15 protein-coding genes, 1 pseudogene and 1 CRISPR repeat array are annotated in these 21,809 nt (G+C 44.3%); of the genes and pseudogenes, 8 read left to right on the forward strand and 8 right to left on the reverse strand.

Going from position 1 to position 21,809, the window contains the following annotated elements; translation table 11 throughout:
* The first annotated feature begins 76 nt into the window (after positions 1-76).
* Positions 77-1,809: a CRISPR direct-repeat array (repeat unit 47 nt; unit sequence GCTGTAAGTTCTTATGCAAAGTTACTAAAATGAAAGCAAATCACAAC).
* 267 nt (positions 1,810-2,076) lie between these two features.
* The gene (locus tag BACCOPRO_RS13670; RefSeq protein WP_081446944.1) at positions 2,077-2,652 is read right to left on the reverse strand and encodes a HEAT-like fold family protein; all 576 of its coding nucleotides are present in this window, start codon (positions 2,650-2,652) and stop codon (positions 2,077-2,079) included.
* Between the two features lie 8 nt (positions 2,653-2,660).
* On the reverse strand, positions 2,661-3,164 hold the full coding sequence (locus BACCOPRO_RS13675) for a C40 family peptidase (RefSeq protein WP_008144476.1): 504 nt from the start codon (positions 3,162-3,164) through the stop codon (positions 2,661-2,663).
* Between the two features lie 317 nt (positions 3,165-3,481).
* Here BACCOPRO_RS13675 and BACCOPRO_RS13680 point away from each other — a divergent pair, with 317 nt between their 5' ends.
* On the forward strand, positions 3,482-4,906 hold the full coding sequence (locus BACCOPRO_RS13680; RefSeq protein ID WP_008144477.1) for an aspartate ammonia-lyase: 1,425 nt from the start codon (positions 3,482-3,484) through the stop codon (positions 4,904-4,906).
* Positions 4,907-4,961: 55 nt separating this feature from the next.
* Here the strand turns inward: BACCOPRO_RS13680 and BACCOPRO_RS13685 are convergent, their stop codons facing one another.
* From BACCOPRO_RS13685 to BACCOPRO_RS13700, 4 genes are all read right to left on the reverse strand, one after another.
* On the reverse strand, positions 4,962-5,849 hold the full coding sequence (locus BACCOPRO_RS13685; RefSeq protein ID WP_040311503.1) for a cation diffusion facilitator family transporter: 888 nt from the start codon (positions 5,847-5,849) through the stop codon (positions 4,962-4,964).
* 2 nt (positions 5,850-5,851) lie between these two features.
* The gene (locus BACCOPRO_RS13690; RefSeq protein WP_008144480.1) at positions 5,852-6,280 is read right to left on the reverse strand and encodes a Fur family transcriptional regulator; all 429 of its coding nucleotides are present in this window, start codon (positions 6,278-6,280) and stop codon (positions 5,852-5,854) included.
* A gap of 300 nt (positions 6,281-6,580) precedes the next feature.
* The gene (locus BACCOPRO_RS13695; protein ID WP_008144482.1) at positions 6,581-8,155 is read right to left on the reverse strand and encodes an Rne/Rng family ribonuclease; all 1,575 of its coding nucleotides are present in this window, start codon (positions 8,153-8,155) and stop codon (positions 6,581-6,583) included.
* Positions 8,156-8,448: 293 nt separating this feature from the next.
* A complete protein-coding gene (locus BACCOPRO_RS13700) occupies positions 8,449-8,724 on the reverse strand; it encodes an HU family DNA-binding protein (RefSeq protein WP_008144483.1) in 276 nt (91 codons plus the stop codon).
* A gap of 164 nt (positions 8,725-8,888) precedes the next feature.
* Between BACCOPRO_RS13700 and mutY the strand changes: the two genes are divergently transcribed.
* The 4 genes from mutY to BACCOPRO_RS13720 are packed head-to-tail and all read left to right on the forward strand — an operon-like array spanning position 8,889 to position 12,476.
* A complete protein-coding gene (gene mutY, locus BACCOPRO_RS13705; RefSeq protein WP_008144484.1) occupies positions 8,889-9,956 on the forward strand; it encodes an A/G-specific adenine glycosylase in 1,068 nt (355 codons plus the stop codon).
* 12 nt (positions 9,957-9,968) lie between these two features.
* On the forward strand, positions 9,969-10,424 hold the full coding sequence (locus tag BACCOPRO_RS13710) for a single-stranded DNA-binding protein (protein ID WP_008144485.1): 456 nt from the start codon (positions 9,969-9,971) through the stop codon (positions 10,422-10,424).
* Between the two features lie 28 nt (positions 10,425-10,452).
* Positions 10,453-11,817 (forward strand): gliding motility-associated protein GldE, encoded by a 1,365-nt coding sequence (gldE, locus tag BACCOPRO_RS13715; protein WP_022277839.1) that lies wholly within the window; start codon positions 10,453-10,455, stop codon positions 11,815-11,817.
* An 11-nt stretch (positions 11,818-11,828) separates the two neighbouring features.
* On the forward strand, positions 11,829-12,476 hold the full coding sequence (locus BACCOPRO_RS13720; RefSeq protein WP_008144487.1) for a 4'-phosphopantetheinyl transferase family protein: 648 nt from the start codon (positions 11,829-11,831) through the stop codon (positions 12,474-12,476).
* On the opposite strand, the gene BACCOPRO_RS13725 is transcribed toward BACCOPRO_RS13720, so the two are convergent.
* Complete coding sequence (locus BACCOPRO_RS13725) at positions 12,465-13,247, reverse strand: glycoside hydrolase family 16 protein (RefSeq protein WP_008144488.1); 783 nt, start codon at positions 13,245-13,247, stop codon at positions 12,465-12,467. The genes BACCOPRO_RS13720 and BACCOPRO_RS13725 overlap by 12 nt on opposite strands.
* Before the next feature lie 255 nt (positions 13,248-13,502).
* Between BACCOPRO_RS13725 and BACCOPRO_RS13730 the strand changes: the two genes are divergently transcribed.
* The 3 genes and pseudogenes from BACCOPRO_RS13730 (at position 13,503) to BACCOPRO_RS13740 (ending at position 20,733) form a co-directional block, all read left to right on the forward strand.
* Positions 13,503-15,797 (forward strand): bifunctional dihydroorotate dehydrogenase B NAD binding subunit/NADPH-dependent glutamate synthase, encoded by a 2,295-nt coding sequence (locus tag BACCOPRO_RS13730; RefSeq protein WP_008144489.1) that lies wholly within the window; start codon positions 13,503-13,505, stop codon positions 15,795-15,797.
* 195 nt (positions 15,798-15,992) lie between these two features.
* A pseudogene (locus BACCOPRO_RS13735) lies at positions 15,993-17,377 on the forward strand (sugar porter family MFS transporter).
* Between the two features lie 68 nt (positions 17,378-17,445).
* Positions 17,446-20,733 (forward strand): DUF5107 domain-containing protein, encoded by a 3,288-nt coding sequence (locus BACCOPRO_RS13740; protein WP_008144492.1) that lies wholly within the window; start codon positions 17,446-17,448, stop codon positions 20,731-20,733.
* Between the two features lie 111 nt (positions 20,734-20,844).
* Here the strand turns inward: BACCOPRO_RS13740 and BACCOPRO_RS13745 are convergent, their stop codons facing one another.
* The gene (locus BACCOPRO_RS13745; RefSeq protein WP_008144493.1) at positions 20,845-21,732 is read right to left on the reverse strand and encodes an AraC family transcriptional regulator; all 888 of its coding nucleotides are present in this window, start codon (positions 21,730-21,732) and stop codon (positions 20,845-20,847) included.
* Positions 21,733-21,809: the final 77 nt, after the last annotated feature.

Below are 21,809 nucleotides of genomic sequence, written 5' to 3' on the forward strand. Positions count from 1 at the left end.
TTTTATTAGAAATATTTCTTTTTTATTTCTAAAACGCTTTGCAACTTATTGGTTCTTATCTAGTTATTAGATATCAGCTGTAAGTTCTTATGCAAAGTTACTAAAATGAAAGCAAATCACAACCTATGCGGTGGATATTGACGGTGAGGTGTCGCTGTAAGTTCTTATGCAAAGTTACTAAAATGAAAGCAAATCACAACGAGTTGTCAAGCGTGCCGTATCTGGATCTGCTGTAAGTTCTTATGCAAAGTTACTAAAATGAAAGCAAATCACAACTAGAAGGATCCGACACAGATACTATAATCGCTGTAAGTTCTTATGCAAAGTTACTAAAATGAAAGCAAATCACAACAAGAAATTGCTAATATTAGCCCAAGCCCGGCTGTAAGTTCTTATGCAAAGTTACTAAAATGAAAGCAAATCACAACATATTTGCAATACCCAGCAAAATCTCCAAGGCTGTAAGTTCTTATGCAAAGTTACTAAAATGAAAGCAAATCACAACGACTTGAACAAGAAACACAGAAAAAATCAAGCTGTAAGTTCTTATGCAAAGTTACTAAAATGAAAGCAAATCACAACCGCAAAGGATATTAGCTCTTCGACATCTTTGCTGTAAGTTCTTATGCAAAGTTACTAAAATGAAAGCAAATCACAACAAGCGGAGCAAACATTAATATGTTTGCGAAGCTGTAAGTTCTTATGCAAAGTTACTAAAATGAAAGCAAATCACAACATAGTAAAAAAAAGTTAGTATCTTTGTAGTGCTGTAAGTTCTTATGCAAAGTTACTAAAATGAAAGCAAATCACAACTTCCCTAGTATATTATACAAGATCACTACAGCTGTAAGTTCTTATGCAAAGTTACTAAAATGAAAGCAAATCACAACAACATTCCTTTACTCTATTTTCTACGTTTTGCTGTAAGTTCTTATGCAAAGTTACTAAAATGAAAGCAAATCACAACAAGACAGAAAGGTATGAGCAGCTTTAAGGAGCTGTAAGTTCTTATGCAAAGTTACTAAAATGAAAGCAAATCACAACTTGAATAGCGCCTGTTTCTTTTCAAAATTGCTGTAAGTTCTTATGCAAAGTTACTAAAATGAAAGCAAATCACAACAAATGCAAATAATAACCAAAAACTCTCAGGCTGTAAGTTCTTATGCAAAGTTACTAAAATGAAAGCAAATCACAACTTCTTTACCTATAATAAAATCACATATAAAGCTGTAAGTTCTTATGCAAAGTTACTAAAATGAAAGCAAATCACAACTGTATGCCTTGCGCACCAATTATCATTACGCTGTAAGTTCTTATGCAAAGTTACTAAAATGAAAGCAAATCACAACTGTATGCCTTGCGCACCAATTATCATTACGCTGTAAGTTCTTATGCAAAGTTACTAAAATGAAAGCAAATCACAACTTAACTGGGGAGAGGTTGGTAATGTTTGTTGCTGTAAGTTCTTATGCAAAGTTACTAAAATGAAAGCAAATCACAACGCATGCATGAATGTTCCGTAAGCAGCCCTTGCTGTAAGTTCTTATGCAAAGTTACTAAAATGAAAGCAAATCACAACTACCGATTGCGTGAGATCCTTGCAGACAAAGCTGTAAGTTCTTATGCAAAGTTACTAAAATGAAAGCAAATCACAACAGTTAAATGGAAATTATCGTTTGATGGATAGCTGTAAGTTCTTATGCAAAGTTACTAAAATGAAAGCAAATCACAACGGATGCTTCAATCACCTCATGAGATTGAGGCTGTAAGTTCTTATGCAAAGTTACTAAATTGGAGTCAAATGACCGCACAATACCTTCGTCCGTTGAACTGGTCAATGCAAAAAAAACGACCGCACGATTGGCCCTCAACGACCGCACGATTGAGCTCCAACGACCGCATAATTTGCCTTGATCGACCGCACGATTCCGGAGGCCTGTCAGAATGAGTTTTCAGAGGCTGGAAATACCTTTGGGAGAGGTGAAATAAAGCCCGCGGGCTTTTTAAAAAACGTTTCGGGCTTTGAAGGAAAAGACTTCGGGCTTTTGAGTAAAACGTTTCGGCGTTTTTCTGTGCTTATGCTGAAGCTTTTCTGTTAAGAATCTTCTTGAGAATATTTTTTCTTGCAATGGCAAGTCCGGAGGACAACGGCTCATTGTCCAACAGGCTCAGAATGTTTTCAAGTTCTGACAATAAGTCAGTATGAAACTTGCACTGTTCGTATGAAAGCTTTATGCATAAGGCTCTGACTCCACATGAGTTTTCACAGGACGTAATTCCGGACAGGCAGTAATCGATGAAGTCGGTTCTGAGTTCATCTTCCCGGAAAGGCAGTCTGAGGATGAGGGTCAGCAGGAGTCGTTTCTTGCCTTCGTGTGTTTCCTGCAATGCCAGACTGATCAGTTCGTCCTGTCTGGGGGCAAGCCATTGGAAGTTATACGGGTCAAAATGCGTGAATACCCATAAGGCATTGTACGACACTTTTTCGTCACCGTCTTTTATGCAGGCATACAGTTCTTCCTTATGAGAGTTGTTTCTTTCCCCTTGAGTGTAGAAACAGATTTCATGAATATCGTCTGCGCTCAGCCTTTGAGTCAGTTTGTTGCGTATCACAGAACGGATGTTTCCATGTGTCATGGTGATCATGCTCATGCCGTTGTTTATCCTTGCTGCCGGGTAGAAGCGGAGGGGGTGTCGCTGTTGCATTTATGCGGTGAGCGGCAGGCGTACAGCAGGCGTTTGCTGTAATAGTCTTCTGTGGAAGAAGAGACGGTTACTCCCTGGCGTGCAGCGTGAATGAATGAAAATTCTCCGGTTTCGTTGTTGACTGATACGACGATTCCCACGTGACCGATCTTGTTGGATATGCGGCTTCCGCTGAAAAATACCAGGTCGCCCAGGTGCAAGTCCTTGTAGTCTGAAACTTGTTTGTCCTTACAGAAAAGGCTGGCCGAGGAGCGGGGAACGGAGATGTCCAGTTTCCGGAAGACATAGGACACGAAGCCCGAACAGTCGAATCCGCGTTTGGGATTACTTCCTCCCGGGGTATAGCGAATGCCGGAGTATTGGGTGGCTTTCTGAACGATATCTTCACCGCTGACCTTGTTGTTGGCCATGGCGGGCAGGGTAATTATAAGCAGCAAAAAGAGGTACACGTATTTCATTGCGGGTTCAGTTTTTGTGGTTATCGTGGGTTAAAGTTAACTTTTTATTCCGAGAAAAGAGAATTTTCTCCGTTTCGCAGCGGAAAGTTTAGGCTTTTTTCAGGGAGCTGTTAAAAGGCTGTTAAGAAAGCGGGGAGGGGTGAATGAGGAATATGGAATACAGGTTTTGTGTTAAAATGTCATATTCTTGGGGATTTATGGAAAAATAATCACTTTGGCTCAACTTTTGATGGGGAATAGTTGTTGTGTTTATGTATCAAAAAGACAGATACGGGCTTTTTGATTTATTCTGATCATTAATATAAGAAGAAAAAACTATGGAGGATGTAAAAAAGACTCGGGTGGAGAGCGATTTGATCGGCTCTCGTGAAATTTCAGATGAATGCCTGTATGGTGTACAGACACTGAGAGGAATTGAAAATTTTTCGATCAGCAAATATCACCTGAATGAGTATCCTTTATTTATCAACGGGCTGGCCATGACCAAGATGGCAGCTGCCCGCGCCAATCATGAGCTCGGCTTGCTGACGGATGAACAGTTTCAGGCCATTACGCAGGCTTGCCGTGAAATTCTGGAAGGACGTTTTCACGATCAGTTCCCTGTAGACATGATTCAGGGAGGAGCTGGTACGTCGACAAATATGAATGCCAATGAGGTAATAGCCAACCGTGCACTGGAAATCATGGGGCATGCACACGGAGATTATGCTTTTTGTTCGCCCAATGACCATGTGAACTGTTCCCAGTCAACCAACGATGCATATCCGACGACTATCCATCTGGGGATGTATGCCACTCATCTGAAGCTGTTGCCTTATCTGGAAGATCTGATTGCTGCCTTCCGCCGGAAAGGAGAAGAATTTGCCCATATCATCAAGATGGGACGTACACAACTGGAAGATGCGGTGCCGATGACACTGGGACAGACGTTTAACGGGTTTGCAAGCATCCTGACGGATGAAATCAAACATTTGAACGAGGCTGCGGCCGATTTCCTGACTGTCAACATGGGTGCGACGGCTATCGGTACGGGAATCTGTGCCGAACCGGGATATGCTGAAAAGTGTATTGCCGCTTTGCGCGACATCACGGGCTGGGATATCCGTTTGTCGGATGATCTGGTAGGTGCCACTTCCGATACATCCTGCCTGGTTGGATATGCTTCGGCAATGAAGCGTCTGGCCGTGAAGGTAAACAAGATCTGTAATGACTTGCGTCTGCTGGCCAGTGGTCCCCGTTGCGGACTGGGCGAAATAAACCTGCCGGCCATGCAGCCGGGATCATCCATTATGCCGGGCAAGGTGAATCCGGTGATTCCGGAAGTGATGAACCAGATCTGCTTCAAGGTGATCGGTAATGAACTTTGTGTCACAATGGCAAGTGAGGCTGCTCAGATGGAACTGAATGTGATGGAACCTGTAATGGTGCAGTGTTGCTTTGAGTCTGCCGAACTGATGATGAATGGTTTCCGTACGTTGCGGACGCTTTGTGTGGAAGGCATCACGGCCAATGAAGAGCATTGTATCAACGAAGTGCATCACAGCATCGGAGTAGTGACGGCTCTGAATCCGGTAATCGGTTACAAGAACTCCACCAAGATAGCCAAGGAAGCGCTTGAAACGGGAAAGAGTGTTTATCAGCTGATACTGGATCACGGTATTTTGACGAAAGAGGAAATTGATCAGATTCTGAGTCCGGAGAACATGATTCATCCGGTGAAACTGAATATCAAGCATCGCTGATCAGGTGGTGAATGGATTGGCCCGACCGGAGACTGAGGTTTCGGTCGGGTTGATTTTATTCCGGGAGAGAAGTGTCGCAAAGGCATTTTTCTCCCGGTTCTTCAAATTCAATGGTCGTATGTATGATGTGATACTGGCGCGCCACGGCTTGTATTTCCTCCTTCAGCTGATGGAAGTTTGTTCCGGAAGTGACCGCGTGGAGGGTCATTACGTGCGACTCTCCGTCCAGACTCCAGAGGTGCATGTCGTGGATTGAACGGATGCCTTCGATTTCGGTCAGTTTCCGTGTCAGTTCATCCACCGGGATATCTTCGGGAACGGATTGAAGCATGATCCTGAACACTGCATGCAGATTTTTCCAGACGTTGGTCAGCACCCAGATGGAAATTCCCATGGAAAGCAGGGTGTCGAGCATCGGAAGGTCGATGAAAAGCATGACAATGCTGACAATCAGTACGGAAACCCATCCCAGCACGTCTTCCATGATATGGAGAAAGGCGGCGCGCTCGTTCAGGGACGAGCCTTTCTTCAGGTTGAAAGCTGCTCCTCCGTTGATAAGAATACCGATGACGGCCACCCAGAGCATGCCCTGGGCATTGACGGGCTGAGGGTTCAGCAGTCGCTGTCCGGCTTCAAGGAGGACGATGGTAGAACTGATGGCGAGCACTCCCGAAAGAAAGACACTGCCCAGCAGGGAGAATCGCTTGTAGCCGTAAGTATAGGTAGATGTACGTCCCTGGGTAGATTTTTTTTGCAGCATCCAGGCTATGGCCAGCGACAGGCAGTCGCCGAAGTCGTGAAGGGCATCGGTCAGGATGGCGATACTGTTGGTGAGCAGTCCTCCCACCAGTTCAATGACAATAAAGGCGGCATTGAGAAAAAATGCGACCGAAATGTTCTTCGCTGCATTGCCGGTGGAATGATGATGGTGATGATATGACATGGTTACAGATGTTTTCGTTTGGCGCAGTTTGCGCAGATTCCTTTGACGATATAGTTGATCTTGCGGGGAATAAAGCCTTCCGGAAGGTCCACGTGAGGGATCAGATCCTGGTCCAGACAATAGGTCTTCCGGCATTCCTCACAATAGAAATGGCAGTGTTCTTCTTCTTCGCGGCAGTTTCCGTGATTGTGACAGAAACAGTATTTCAGCGAGCCGCTTCCGTCGTCTACGCTGTGAATGAGCCGGTGATCGTGGAAGAGAGTCAGTGTACGGAAAAGGCCTGACTTGTCGATACTGGGCAGACGTTCTTCCAGATCGCCCAGAGAGAAGGTGTTTTTTTCTTCCGCAATGGCTTCATACACCAGAATCCGGGTTGATGTAGGACGGATTCCGGCTTGTGTCAGTATGTCGCAGCAGTCTTTGGCATTCATGTTTTTCTTGTTTTATCTGTCTGCAAAGTTAAGCATCTGTTTTTGCAACCGGGTTGCAAACTGGCGGAAAAAATTAAAGCCAACCCATCCGTCACGGATTTGTCGGCCAGTCATCTTAAGGAATATATCTATGTTTAACAGTATGTGTCCCTTTTCACGCTGCAAAGGTAGCGGAGGGATGTTTCCCTGGAGTGACATCCGTGTTACGTTCGTATGAAAAAAAGACACGAACCGCGCAGGGCCGGTTATCGGCTGTCTGTGCGGTTCGTGCTGGTTTGTCCGGAAGTGGTTTGAAACCGATTATTTGATTTCGAATTCTTCCTTCATGTCCAGTTCCTCGCCTTTGGTGTCATAGAATTTATATTCCAGGAAGGCCAGGTTCTGATTGGGAATGACTTTGATACCGAATCCAAACTTCATTTGCCATTTCCGTTTCAGGGAAACAAGTCCCTGATTGACGTATGCTGCTACATAAGGATGGATGTGCAGCGTAAATTTCTTCACTTTCAGCTTATTGACCAGATAGTCGATCTTGCTTTCCAGGGTGTCGGTAAACAAGATGGACGGCTTGATTTTTCCTTTTCCGAAACAGGTCGGACAATCTTCGTCTGTATTCACGTCCATGGCCGGGCGGACGCGCTGACGGGTGATTTGCATCAGACCGAACTTGCTGAGCGGCAAAATATTATGTTTTGCACGGTCTTTCTGCATGTTCTGACACATGCGTTCGTAGAGTTTCTGACGGTTTTCAGCAAGATTCATATCAATGAAGTCGACAACGATGATTCCTCCCATGTCTCTTAACCGGAGCTGACGCGCCAACTCATCGGCTGCGCCCAGATTCACATCCAGTGCATTGGCTTCCTGTCCGTTTCCAGACTTGGAACGGTTGCCGCTGTTCACGTCTACCACGTGCAATGCCTCGGTGTGTTCAATGATCAGATAAGCTCCGCTTTTGTAGGAAATAGTTTTTCCAAACGAGGATTTGATCTGTTTGGTAATGGCGAAGTTGTCAAAGATGGGAAGCTGGCCTTTGTATAGCTTGACAATGTTTACCCGTTCAGGGGCGATAAGCGCTACATAATCTTTCACTTCGTTGTACACGGCTTCGTCGTTGACATAAATGTTTTCATACGACGGGTTGAACAGATCGCGCAGCATGGCTACGGTACGGCTTGTTTCTTCGTACACGAGTGAAGGCAGCTTGGTGGCCTTTTGTACTTTGGTGATGGTTTCTTCCCAATGTTTCAGCAAGACTTTCAGCTCGGCATCGAGTTCGGCAACGCGCTTTCCTTCGGCAACAGTTCGTACGATCACGCCAAAATTTTTAGGCTTGATGCTTTGTAACAGCTGTTTGAGGCGGGCACGTTCTTCATTCGATTTAATTTTTTGTGATACGGAAACCTTATCATTGAAAGGTATAAGTACCAGATAACGGCCTGCGAATGAGAGTTCGCACGTCAGGCGCGGACCTTTGGTTGAGATAGGTTCCTTGACGATCTGTACAATAACTTCCTGACCTTGCTGCAGGACATTCGAAATGGATCCGTCCTTTTCGATGTCGGGGAGCATGGAAGCTTTCGTAATGGGGTACAGTTTTTTTCTGTCGCTTACGACTTGCTTGAGATACTTCTGATACGAATGGAATTGTGGTCCTAAGTCTAAGTAGTGAAGGAAAGCGTCTTTCTCGAAACCGACATCTACGAAGCAGGCGTTCAGTCCGGGCATGATTTTTTTAACTTTGCCCACGTACATGTTACCCACTGAAAAAGAAAGATTGCGTTCTTCTTTTTGGAGTTCCACCAGGTTCTTGTCTTCAAGAAGTGCGATAGAAATCTCTTTGGGCTGTACGTCTACTACTAATTCGCTTGTCACTTGTTACTTAGTTTTAAAAGTTATAACTGAGATTCTAGAATTACGCGGATTATGCAAGGAGCAGAATCCGCGTTTTTTCTTGACTAATACGCAAAGAACAAACCTGAAAGACTAGTAGGAGCTTTGCAAGTTTGTTCTTTATTGAAGTCGGACAGACTAACAATTATTTTTTGCTTTTATGTCTGTTCTTTCTTAGTCTTTTTTTACGTTTGTGAGTAGACATTTTATGTCTTTTTCTTTTCTTTCCGCTTGGCATAGCTTCAAAATTTTATAGGGTTAATACTAGTGTTAATTTATTTTTTTACTGACAATGTAAAAGTCTTGGCAGGTTTGAATGCCGGAATATTGTGTTCCGGAATGATGATAGTTGTATTCTTGGAGATGTTGCGAGCAGTTTTCTGAGCTCTTTTCTTGACGATGAAACTGCCAAAACCTCTCAGGTATACGTTTTCGTCTTTTGACAAAGAATCCTTTACTGAATCCATAAACGCTTCCAGGGTTGTCAGTACTGTGGCTTTGTCAATGCCAGTGTTTTTGGCAATTTCGTTTACAATATCTGCTTTAGTCATTTCGCTAATAATTATTGTTATACGTTATCTTAAATTTTTGGTCTGCAAATATATAGCTTTTCTCGTACTCTGAAAAATATATTCCGAACAAATTTTGTAAAAAGTGTGTCTGAAGGTATCAAAATTCCTATTTTTGCTCAAAAAAACAGTTTTAAAGAAGTGGTATGAGTGTAAATCAGTTTAGTGAGAGCTTGATCAGATGGTACGAACTGCACCGCCGGGAGCTTCCCTGGCGCGAGACAAAGGATCCTTACCGGATCTGGATTTCGGAAATTATTCTGCAACAGACGCGGGTGGCGCAGGGCTATGCTTATTATTGCCGTTTCATTGAGCGGTTTCCCGATGTATGCAGTCTGGCTGAAGCACATGAAGACGAGGTGATGAAAATGTGGCAGGGACTGGGATATTATTCGCGTGCCCGCAACTTGCATGAGGCTGCCCGTTCACTTGCTGGGCGGGGAAGACTGCCCGAAACATATAAGGAAGTGCGTGCCATGAAGGGGGTGGGCGATTATACGGCAGCAGCTATCTGCTCATTTGCTTATGATATGCCTTGTGCCGTGGTCGATGGAAACGTATACAGGGTGCTTTCGCGCTGGATGGGTGTGGATGAACCGATAGATACCGCTGCCGGAAAGAAACTGTTTGCGCAGCTGGCGGATCAGCTTCTCGACCGGAAGCACCCGGCTGTTTACAATCAGGCTATCATGGATTTCGGGGCTTTGCAGTGTGTGCCGGCTTCACCGGACTGTCAGGTTTGTCCGCTGGCTGACAGTTGTGTGGCATTACGTGACAAGCGGGTGGAGGAGTTGCCCCGGAAATCTCATAAGGTAAAGACGGTGAACCGTTATTTTTCGTATATTTACGTGCGTGCGGGCGTATATACCTTTATAAATAAGCGCGGTGCGGGAGATATCTGGCAAAACCTGTATGAGTTTCCCTTGATAGAAACTCCGGAAAAGCCCGATGAGTCAGAGCTGTTTGCTTTGCCGGAATGGAACAAGTTGTTAGGCGGGCAGGCTGTTAAAAGGATCCGTCTGGTAGAAAGCGGAGTGAAACATGTGCTTTCGCATCGGGTGGTGTATGCTTCCTGTTATGAGGTGGTTCTGGAAAATGAAGATGCGTTTTTGGACGGTTTTCAGCGCATCCGGGAAGAAGATCTGCACAAATTTCCGGTGTCTCGCTTGATATCTCATTTTTTTTCGTTACTTTTGGAACCTAAAATTAGATAAAACGATAAGATTATGTCATTGAATAAGGTACAGTTGATCGGTAATGTCGGAAAAGATCCCGATGTAAGATATTTGGATTCAGGTGTGGCAGTAGCTACTTTTCCTTTGGCTACAACAGACCGCGGTTATACGCTGGCAAATGGAACACAGGTGCCGGAACGTACTGAATGGCATAATATCGTATTGTGGCGCGGACTGGCAGAAACAGCAGAGAAATATGTCCGCAAAGGAGACAAACTCTATATTGAGGGGAAAATCCGTTCACGTTCTTATGATGACCAGAACGGAGTGAAACGTTATGTTGTAGAGATTTTCGGCGATAATATGGAAATGCTTTCTTCGCCTCGCCAGTCTCAGCAGGCTCCTCAGTCTGCACCGGCTCAGCCTTCGGGCGCACAGCCTGTACAGCAGGGATCCGCGGCTCAATCTGCACCCGCAGGGGAGATGTCGGATGACTTGCCGTTCTAATTTGATTGTTTAACTAAATTTATAATCCTTGGACCCAGACTCGTATTTATGCCGCTTGGCGGATTTATGTAATGATGTGACCCTCTTTGCTCCTTCAGCAGGAGCAATTGTGGCTTTGGTTTTAGCTTTGTTGTTATTGTATGCTTCAGGTTTTGTTTCGGCATCTGAGATTGCGTTCTTTTCGCTTTCGCCGGCAGATCGTAATGAAATCGAAGAGGAAAATCATGCGGTAGACAAACGTATAAAAGCGTTGCTGGATGATTCCGAACGGCTTCTGGCTACCATTCTGATCTCTAATAATTTTGTAAATGTTACGATTATCATGTTGTGCAATTATTTCTTTGCCAGCGTGATAGACTTTGGCGGGGCCGAAATTCTCGAATTTCTGGTGATCACCGTTATTCTGACCTTCCTTTTATTGCTTTTTGGCGAAATTATGCCGAAAATTTATTCGGCCCAGCATACTTTGTCATTCTGCCGTAAGGCTGCTCCGGTTATTTGGGTATTGCTTTCTGTTTTTCGTCCTTTGTCGAACCTGCTGGTCCGTTCCACCTTTGTCATCAATCGTGTGGCCCAGAAAAGAAAAAAGCAGTGTAACTTGTCGGTGGATGAATTGTCGCAGGCACTGGAACTGACGGATAAAAGTGAGATATCCGAAGAAACGAATATGCTGGAAGGTATTATCCGTTTCGGAGAGGAAACAGCCAAGGAAGTGATGACTTCCCGTCTGGATATGGTGGATCTGGATATTGAGGCTTCTTATTCCGAGGTATTGAAATGTATTGTTGAGAATGCGTATTCTCGTATACCTGTATATCAGGAAAACCGGGATAATGTGAAGGGAATTCTGTATATCAAGGATTTGCTGCCCTATCTGGATCGGGGGGATGATTTTAAATGGCAGAACCTGATACGTCCGGCCTACTTTGTTCCGGAGACCAAAAAGATTGATGATTTGTTGCGCGACTTCCAGATAAACCGGATTCATATTGCTATTGTTGTGGATGAATTTGGAGGAACATCGGGATTGGTAACGATGGAAGATATTATAGAAGAAATCGTAGGAGAAATCAACGATGAGTATGATGAAGAAGAACGCACTTATGTGAAACTGGCTGATGATACCTATGTATTCGAAGGCAAGACATTGCTGAGTGATTTTTATAAGATTCTAAAAATCGATTCAGATGTATTTGAAACGGTGGAGGGAGATGCCGATACCCTGGCCGGACTTCTGCTGGAACTGAAAGGAGAATTCCCTTCCCTGCATGAAGTCATCACATACCAGTATTTCCGTTTTGAAGTGTTGGAAATGGATGCACGCCGTATTCTGAAAGTAAAGGTGTCAATCTGTTCCCGACCGGAAAAGGAAGATGTGGAATCTGAAAAATAAAGTTTGAAGAGATGCCGCTTTACCGACATTGGAAAGAAGGAGACGCAGAGTGGGGAATCTGGAAAGTCAGTGAGTCTGCAGAAGAGTTGCGGGCAATGCTGACCGGGAGATTGCCTTATGACGTCGAGCTGGACTCATTGAAGGCGCAGGGGCGCAAGATGGAATATCTGGCGGTTCGGGTATTACTGAAAACGTTAACCGGAAAGGAATATCATATTTTGCATGAGTCTTCCGGTAAACCTTATGTGGAAGGACATTTGTTTCAGCTGACGATTTCTCATACGAAAGGATATGTAGCCGTCGGACTTCATCCGTCTGCTGAGGTGGGGATGGATATAGAACAATGTACGGAGCGGGTTCGGAAAGTAATGAGCCGGTTTATTCACCCGGAAGAGATTCCTCATCGGGACAGTCTGTCACCGGAAGAGATGCTCAGTCAGCTGCTGATACACTGGTCTGCTAAAGAAACCCTGTATAAAGTTCTGGGTTGTCAGGAGGTGGATTTCGTAGAACATTTGAGAGTGATGCCCTTTGAAGTTGGTGAGACCGGTACATTGTCGGGAGCAGAACACCGGACCGGTCATCATCGTTTGTTTCAGATCCGTTATTTGCTGCATCCCGATTTTGTCTGTACCTGGTGTGTATGTTTAGGGCTTTAAGCTGTATACTTTGACCCAGTCTATCTGCATTTCAACCGGATATTCGGCAGGGTTGGCTTTTCCTACCCAGCTTCCTTCAATCTGCATGTCTATTAATATATAATAAGGTGTACCGAAGGGGAACTGACCTTCTTTGTCCGTCTCAATGCGGGGATAAGTGAATGTATGGTTTCCGTTGATGGAGAAAACCAGACTGTCCGGAAGAATCTCTACGGCATATACATTATAATCATCCGGATTGATGGCTCCGATACCTCCGTGGGGCGGGTTGTTCTCTTCTTTCAGTACATAAGTGTAATAGGAGTGTACGGTTTGGTAAGCGATGGAGTCATGGTTCAACCGTTCCATGATATCAATTTCTCCTCCGTTGGGCCATGTTCCGGTGTTGGGAAGCATCCAGAAAGCCGGCCATGCTCCCTGAGCAGCCTGAAGTTTGGCTTTGATTTCAACTTTTCCGTGAGTAATGGTCTTTTTGTCTTTGGTGTAAAGTCCGCCGGTGATGTAACGTGCGGTATCTTGTGGTACAATGCCGTCATTGACTTTTCCTCTCAGGATCAGGTTTCCGTCTTTTACTTCGTACAGAGAAGGTTCATCCGACATGTGTCTGCACCAGTCTGCATTTCCACGGGGAATTTTGGTCCAGTACTTTTCGTCGAAGGTACTACCATTAAAGTCTTCTTGCCAGATTAGTTCATAGCGTGGTTGTTGGGCCGCAAGGTGGCTTCCCAATGCCAGTCCGCAGACCAGCGTAAGCATTTTGTTCATTTTCATCTTGTTCTTATTAGGTTTATAGGTTTGATGCCTTTTTATAATGGGCTGATGTTGAAATCATCTCAACAAAGGTAGGATTTTTTTCGGAAATAGAAGAAATGCTTCCGTCAGAAATTCATGGACCCCATGTGTTTCAGGTTTTTCTGTTGATTTTTGCGGACTCGCGTTGAGTATCTAGTTTTTTTATCTTACCTTTGCGGAAAATTATCTAAAAGCCAACATATAAGAAAAATAACTAACTTATCGTATAAAGAAATGAATAAAATTATTTCAAAAGAACATTTCTCAGAAAAGGTCTTTAAACTGGTCGTTGATGCACCGTTAATTGCCAAGTCGCGTAAGGCTGGTCACTTTGTGATTGTCCGTGTAGGAGAAAAAGGTGAACGTATGCCTTTGACTATTGCTGCTGCTGACCCCGTTAAAGGAACTATTACCCTGGTGGTGCAGGAAGTCGGACTTTCTTCAACCCGTTTATGTGAATTGAATGAGGGTGATTATATTACGGATGTGGTAGGCCCGCTGGGAAAAGCAACGCATATTGACAATTTCGGTACGGTAGTTTGTGCCGGAGGTGGTGTAGGTGTAGCTCCGATGTTGCCTATTGTGCAGGCATTGAAGGCTGCAGGAAATCGTGTGATCACTGTATTGGCCGGACGTACCAAGGAATTGATTATCCTGGAGAAGGAAATGCGTGAAAGTTCGGATGAGGTAATTATTATGACTGATGACGGATCGTATGGCAAGAAAGGACTGGTAACGGAAGGTGTGGAAGAAGTTATCAAGCGCGAAAAGGTAGACAAATGTTTTGCCATTGGTCCTGCCATTATGATGAAGTTTGTTTGTCTGTTGACCAAGAAGTATGAGATTCCGACAGAAGTGTCGCTGAATACAATCATGGTTGACGGTACCGGTATGTGCGGTGCCTGCCGTATCACTGTTGGCGGAAAGACCAAGTTTGTATGTGTTGATGGTCCTGAATTTGACGGACACCAGGTGGACTTTGATGAAATGTTGAAGCGTATGGGTGCCTTCCGCGATATTGAACGTGAGGAAATTCATAAGTTGGAACATGAAGCATCAGAGACTTGCGAAGCTGTGAAACCCGCAGATGACCGTACGGCACCCTGGCGTGAAGAATTGCGTAAGTCTATGAAACCGAAAGAACGTACGGCTATTCCTCGTGTAAAGATGAATGAACTGGAACCGGAATATCGTTCTCACAGCCGTAAGGAAGAAGTAAACCTGGGATTGAATGAAGAGCAGGCATTGACAGAAGCTAAGCGTTGTCTGGATTGTGCCAATCCGTCTTGTATGCAAGGATGTCCTGTCGGTATCAATATTCCTGCATTTGTCAAGAATATCGAGCGGGGTGAGTTCCTGGAGGCTGCACGCGTGTTGAAGCAGACCAGTGCTTTGCCGGCAGTATGTGGACGTGTTTGTCCGCAGGAAAAGCAGTGTGAGTCAAAATGTATTCATCTGAAGATGGGACATGAGGCTGTGGCTATCGGATACCTGGAACGTTTTGCTGCCGACTACGAACGTGAAAGCGGACAGATTTCTGTTCCGGAGATTGCTTCAAAGAATGGTATTAAGGTTGCTGTTGTCGGTTCCGGTCCTGCAGGTCTTTCTTTTGCCGGAGATATGGCTAAACTGGGATATGAAGTAACTGTATTTGAAGCATTGCACGAAATCGGTGGTGTATTGAAATATGGTATTCCGGAATTCCGTCTGCCGAATAAGATTGTAGATGTAGAAATCGAAAATCTTTCGAAGATGGGAGTTCTGTTTGTCAAGGACTGTATTGTCGGCAAGACAATCAGTGTGAAGGATCTGGAGGATGAAGGCTATAAAGGTATCTTTGTTGCTTCCGGTGCCGGATTGCCCAACTTTATGAATATTCCGGGAGAGAATTCCATTAACATTATGTCATCCAATGAATATCTGACTCGTGTTAATTTGATGGATGCAGCCAGCGAAGATTCGGATACACCGGTTACATTCGGTAAGCGTGTTGCGGTTATCGGTGGTGGAAATACAGCAATGGATTCTGTTCGTACGGCACGCCGTCTGGGAGCAGAAAGAGCAATGATCATCTATCGTCGTTCAGAAGCTGAAATGCCTGCCCGTCTGGAAGAAGTGAAACATGCCAAGGAAGAAGGTGTGGAATTCCTGACTTTGCATAATCCGATTGAATATATTGCTGATGAAAAAGGAAGAGTGAAACAGGTAGTACTCCAGAAGATGGAATTGGGTGAACCGGATGCTTCCGGACGCCGTAGCCCTGTTGCTATTCCAGGTGCTGTTGAAACAATTGATATTGATATGGCTATTGTGAGTGTAGGTGTATCTCCTAATCCGATCGTTCCCAATTCTATTCCGGGACTTGAACTGGGCCGGAAAGGAACCATTGCGGTTAATGAAGACATGCAATCTTCTATACCTACCATTTATGCCGGAGGAGATATTGTCCGGGGTGGAGCAACGGTAATTCTGGCAATGGGTGACGGACGTCGTGCTGCTGCTGCTATGGATAAGCAGTTGCGGGGATAGGTCTTCAGCCAGATTATATATAGAATAAGAGCGGATAGCTGCGGAAGAGTTTTCTTCTGCGGCTATCCGTTTTTTAGTTTTCGGAAGTCTTTTCTTGTGAATCATAATATTGTCCATTCGTTCGCTCGTAAATTCTATTTTATATTCCTTTGTGCCAGACTACCTTTGCAACAGAATCAAAAATCACTATAACTTATGAAAACATACAACAAAGGTTTTGTCTATTTCATTTGTCTTGTTTCGGCAATGGGAGGACTTCTGTTTGGATATGACTGGGTTGTCATTGGAGGTGCCAAACCTTTTTATGAATTGTATTTCGGAATCGCAGATATACCTTCTATGCAAGGTTGGGCCATGAGTATTGCTCTGCTGGGCTGTCTGATTGGTGCAATGATTACCGGATTTATGGCTGATAAATATGGACGTCGTCCGTTGTTGCTGGTTGCAGCTATAATCTTTCTGATTTCAGCTTATGCAACAGGCGCTGCACATACTTTTACTCTGTTTTTATTTGCTCGTTTTTTAGGAGGTATAGGAATTGGTATAGCTTCCAATCTTTCTCCGATGTATATAGCAGAAGTTGCACCGGCTTCAGTGCGCGGAAAGCTGGTTTCGTTGAATCAGCTGACTATTGTGCTGGAATATTGGGAGCTCAGGTAACCAATTGGCTGATTGCAGATCCTATTCCTGCCGAATTTACCGGCGCTGATATCCTGGCTTCATGGAATGGGCAGATGGGGTGGCGCTGGATGTTCTGGGGAGCTGTTTTTCCTGCAGCTGCTTTTTTCCTGCTGGCTTTCTTTATTCCGGAAAGTCCCCGCTGGTTGTTCCTGAAAGGACGTCTGGAGAAAGCAAAGGAAGTGCTTTCACATATTGGCGGTCCTCAATATGCCTTGACAGAGATACAGACTTTGACCGGCTCATCTGTTTCATCAACAGAATCTTCCGGAAAGCTGAAATTACTTTTCAGCCGTCCTTATCGGAGAGTTTTGCTGTTAGGTATTGTGGTTGCTGTATTCCAGCAATGGTGCGGAACCAATGTCATATTTAATTATGCACAGGAAATTTTCCAGTCGGCTGGTTTCGCTTTGGGAGATGTCTTGTTTAATATTGTGGTGACAGGTATTGCCAATGTTGTCTTTACATTTGTTGCGATCTATACGGTTGACCGCTGGGGACGTCGGGCTTTGATGCTGTTGGGAGCCGGTGGACTGGGAGGCATTTATCTGATTCTTGGTGCTTGCTATTATTTTCAGTTGAGCGGCTTCTTTATGGTGCTGTTGGTGGTACTAGCGATCGCTTGCTATGCCATGTCACTGGGACCTGTAACCTGGGTTTTGCTTTCTGAAATATTTCCGGACCGTGTGCGTGGAGTGGCTATGGCTACGGCAACCTTTGCTTTGTGGATCGGATGTTTCACTCTGACTTATACATTCCCTCTGCTGAATGCTTCATTAGGTAGTAGTGGTACTTTTTGGATCTATGCATTGATTTGCGCGGTAAGTTATGTCTTTTTATATTGCCGCCTGCCGGAAACAAAAGGAAAATCATTGGAGAAACTGGAACGTGAATTGATTTAAAGAATTATTCTTTCGGCCGGAACAGGCCGATCTGTAGAGAATCTTGATATTAAAAACTTATTATATTTATGGTTAAAGCGTGGAAAGAACAAGTGGTGATTCCGACCTATGAAGTGGGAAAGCCCGAAAAGAATCCGATGTTTCTGGAAAATCGCGTTTATCAGGGAAGTAGTGGTGTCGTTTATCCTTACCCTGTTATCGAACGTATTTCAGATGAAAAGAAAGATCATACTTACAATGCTGTTTTTCTTGAAAATGAATATCTGAAAGTCATGATTCTTCCGGAATTGGGAGGACGCGTGCAGATGGCGTATGATAAGATTAAACAACGGCATTTTGTTTATTATAACCATGTGATCAAACCGGCACTTGTTGGTTTGGTTGGTCCCTGGATTTCAGGTGGTATTGAATTTAACTGGCCGCAGCATCATCGCCCGAGTACTTTTATGCCGGTGGACTGTGATATCGAGGAGTTTGAAGATGGAAGCGTAACAGTATGGGTGAGCGAAACGGAACGGATGTTCCATCAGAAAGGTATGGCCGGATTTACACTTCGTCCGGGAAAGGCATTCCTTGAGATTAAAGGCGTGTTATACAACCGTACAGAAACACCTCAGACTTTCTTGTGGTGGGCTAATCCGGCAGTAGCAGTCAATGACCATTACCAAAGTGTTTTCCCGCCTGATGTAAATGCCGTATTTGACCACGGAAAACGTGATGTTTCCACTTTCCCGATAGCTACGGGAACTTATTATAAGATTGATTATTCGGCGGGAGTTGATATTTCCAATTACCGGAATCTTCCCGTACCGACATCTTATATGGCTATTAATTCTCGTTTCAACTTTGTGGGTGGTTATGAAAACGATACACATGCCGGTGTATTGCATGTGGCAAACCATCATGTGTCACCCGGAAAGAAACAATGGACCTGGGGAAATGGTGATTTCGGACGCGCATGGGACCGTAATCTTACCGATGAGGATGGACCGTATATCGAATTGATGGCGGGAGTTTATACTGATAACCAGCCTGACTTTACCTGGTTGCAGCCTTATGAAGAAAAGAGCTTTGTGCAGTACTTCCTTCCGTACCGTGAATTGGGTGTGGTAAAGAATGCTAGCAAAGATCTGCTGTTGAATGTAGAACAGGAGGGAGAGTCAAGTGTACGTCTGAAGATTTTTGCTACTTCAAGACAACTTATACGTATTCGTCTTGTTGCGGGTAATCAGGTATTGTTTGATCAGGAACAGACTCTGTCACCGGAAGAGGTATTTGAACAGTCAGTAGAGATTGGCAATGTCCGCTTCCAGGATTTGCACTTGAGTCTGCTGTCTGGTGGACGTGAGGTGCTTGGCTGGCAATGCGAACCGGATGAAGTTAAACCTATACCCGAACCGGCTGAACCGGCTTTGCTTCCGCATGAAATAGCTACAACAGAACAGCTTTATCTTACCGGCTTGCATCTGGAGCAGTATCGTCATGCAACTTATAATCCGGTAGCTTATTACGAAGAAGCACTCAGACGTGATCCGACAGATGTGCGCAATAATAATGCTTTGGGATTATGGTATTTGAGAAAAGGACGTTTCCAGAAGGCTGAGACTTATTTGCGTCAGGCAATAAAGACCCAGCTGAAGCGTAATCCGAATCCTTATGATGGTGAGCCTTTGTACAACCTGGGACTTGTCCTGAAATATCAGGGTAAATATGATGAGGCTTATAATCGCTTCTATAAAGCTTGTTGGAATGGAGCCTGGCAGGATGCAGGTTATTTTGCCTGCGCCCAGATTTCAGCATTGCAGCGTCGTTGGGATGATGCATTGGAGGAAGCAGACCGTTCACTGATCAGAAACTGGCATAACCATAAGGCACGTCATTTGAAAACGGTAGTTCTGCGTTATGAAAACCGTTCTGAAGAAACTCTTCAACTGATTGCAGAATCATTGAAGTTGGATCGCTTCAATTTCGGCTGCCTTTATGAACGTTTCCTTCTGACTCAGTCGGAGAGTGATCTTTCTGCATGGAAGGAGCTGATGCGTGAGGAAGCTAACAACTATCATGAATTGGCATTGGACTATGCGGCTGCCGGCTGTTGGAAAGAGGCTGTTGATGTCTTGAATCAGGCCGTTTCTGGAGGATTCGCCACTCCGATGACTCATTATTATATCGGCTGGTGCAGTGTACAGGGAGGTTTGCATCTGGAGGAAGAAGCATTCAAGAATGCAGCAGCTGCTTGTCCGGATTATTGTTTCCCGAATCGTCTGGAAGATATTCTTGCACTGGAATGTGCAACACAATATAACTCACAAGATGCCAAAGCTCATTATTATCTGGGCAATTTGTGGTATGACAAACGTCAATATGACCTGGCTGTCCGCGAATGGGAAACTTCTGTTGAACTGGATAATCAGTTCCCGTCTGCATGGCGTAACCTGGCTTTGGCTTATTTCAATAAGCAACAGCGTACGGAAGAGGCATTGCAGTGCATGGAAAAGGCCTTTGCTCTGGATTCATCCGATGCCCGTGTGCTGATGGAGCTTGATCAGTTGTATAAGAGACTTGGTCGTCCGCATGCAGAACGTCTGGCTTTCCTTCGAAAGAACTCTCAATTGATTGCCCAGCGAGATGATTTGTATCTGGAACAGATAACTTTGCTGAATCAGGTTGGTGAATATGAAGAGGCTCGCAAGTTGCTGGATGCACGGATCTTCCATCCTTGGGAAGGGGGTGAAGGAAAAGTGCCTGCCCAATATCAGATAGCCCGTGTGGAACTGGCGAAGAAATGTCTGCAGGAGAAACATTCGGCTGAAGCCTTGAACTGGCTGAAGGAATGTCTGGTTTATCCGCATCATTTGGGAGAAGGCAAGCTGCAGGGAGCTCAGGAAAATGACTTCTATTATTTGATGGGATGCGCTTATCAGCAGATGGGTGACCTGGAGAATGCGAAGTCTTGCTGGGAACAGGCTGTACAAGGTTCGACCGAACCGGTTGCTGCCATTTATTACAATGACCAGAAACCTGACAAGATCTTCTATCAGGGTATGGCTTTATTGAAGCTGGGCCGTGAAGAAGAAGCTAACAGCCGCTTCCATAAATTGGTAGCTTATGGAGAAAAGCATTTGTTTGACAAAGTGCGTATTGATTATTTTGCTGTTTCTTTGCCTGATCTGTTGATTTGGGAAGATGATTTGAATATCAGAAATGTAATCCATTGCAAATATATGATGGCTTTGGGCTACTGGGGATTGAATCAGAAAGATAAATCACTTCATTTGCTGGAAGAACTGAAGAATGCAGATGTAAACCATCAGGGAATTCAAGCTTTTTGTTCCTTGATTGAAGAACTGGTCTGAATTCTCTCTCCTGAAAAGGAATAAAAAGAAACTGACAGGTATCTTTAATATAAAACTTTATGAAATGGGTGGAGCGTGTGAGTCCGTGATGGATTCACACGCTTGTTTTTATTATCCTTTTTTCATTTGTTTATAAGCTTGTGGCGACATGCCCATTATTTTGCGGAAGAGTCTGGAGAAATAGAAGTTGTCTTCAATACCGACTTTGAAGCAGACCTGATTGATTTTCATATCCGTGAAGTCGAGTAACTGACATGCTTTCTGAATCTTCAGCTGGTTAAAGTAGTTAAGAGGAGAATTCCCCATTCTTTGCGTAAAGATGGCAGAAAAGTGAGAGGCTGAGTAACCCAAATTGTCAGCGAGTTCCTGTAGCGTAACTTTCTTCCCGATATTTTCTTTCATATAATGTACCGTAATCATAATGGGATCGCTTGAAATGGAATCATTATATGAAGCATTCCGGTAAGATTGCAGGTATCTGAGTGTTCCCAAATAGTGTGCAAAGCAGCTGCATGCATACAGCAGATTTTCTCTGCTATATCCCATTTCCAGCGTGTGGTAGATTTCTTCAAACAAATCCATACGTGTATTGATTCGCGAGTCGATTGTCGGAAGAATATCAATAGGCTTGGAAGCTCCCTGTGCATAATGTTCGGCAAGGGATCCTTTGAAATGGATCCAGTAGATGGTCCATCCTTCATTTTCGTAACTTCCATACGCATGCGGCTTGCCTGCCGGCAGGATAAAATATTGGTTGCTTTTTACTTCATATTTTTGTCCGTCAAGTTGATACCATCCTCTTCCTTCCACGTTGTATATAAGGATGTATTGGGTTATCGGCTCCCTGCGCTCCCGGTAGTGGTATTCCGCTTTGGGATAATAACCTATGTCCGTGATGTGCAATGGTGCCATCAAGGGATGTTTTTCCATTTCTTCGATGATAGAATGCGGGACAACTAAGGCCCTTTCTCCACTAAATCCATCTTTTCTCTTGATCATCGTTCTTGTTTTTTGATAAGGTTATTTACAAAGTTAATAAAAAGAATGATAATTTGTTCTGAAATGACAGGAAGATA

Origin of the sequence: Phocaeicola coprophilus DSM 18228 = JCM 13818 (assembly GCF_000157915.1) — a bacterium.
GTDB classification, from domain to species: Bacteria; Bacteroidota; Bacteroidia; order Bacteroidales; family Bacteroidaceae; genus Phocaeicola; species Phocaeicola coprophilus.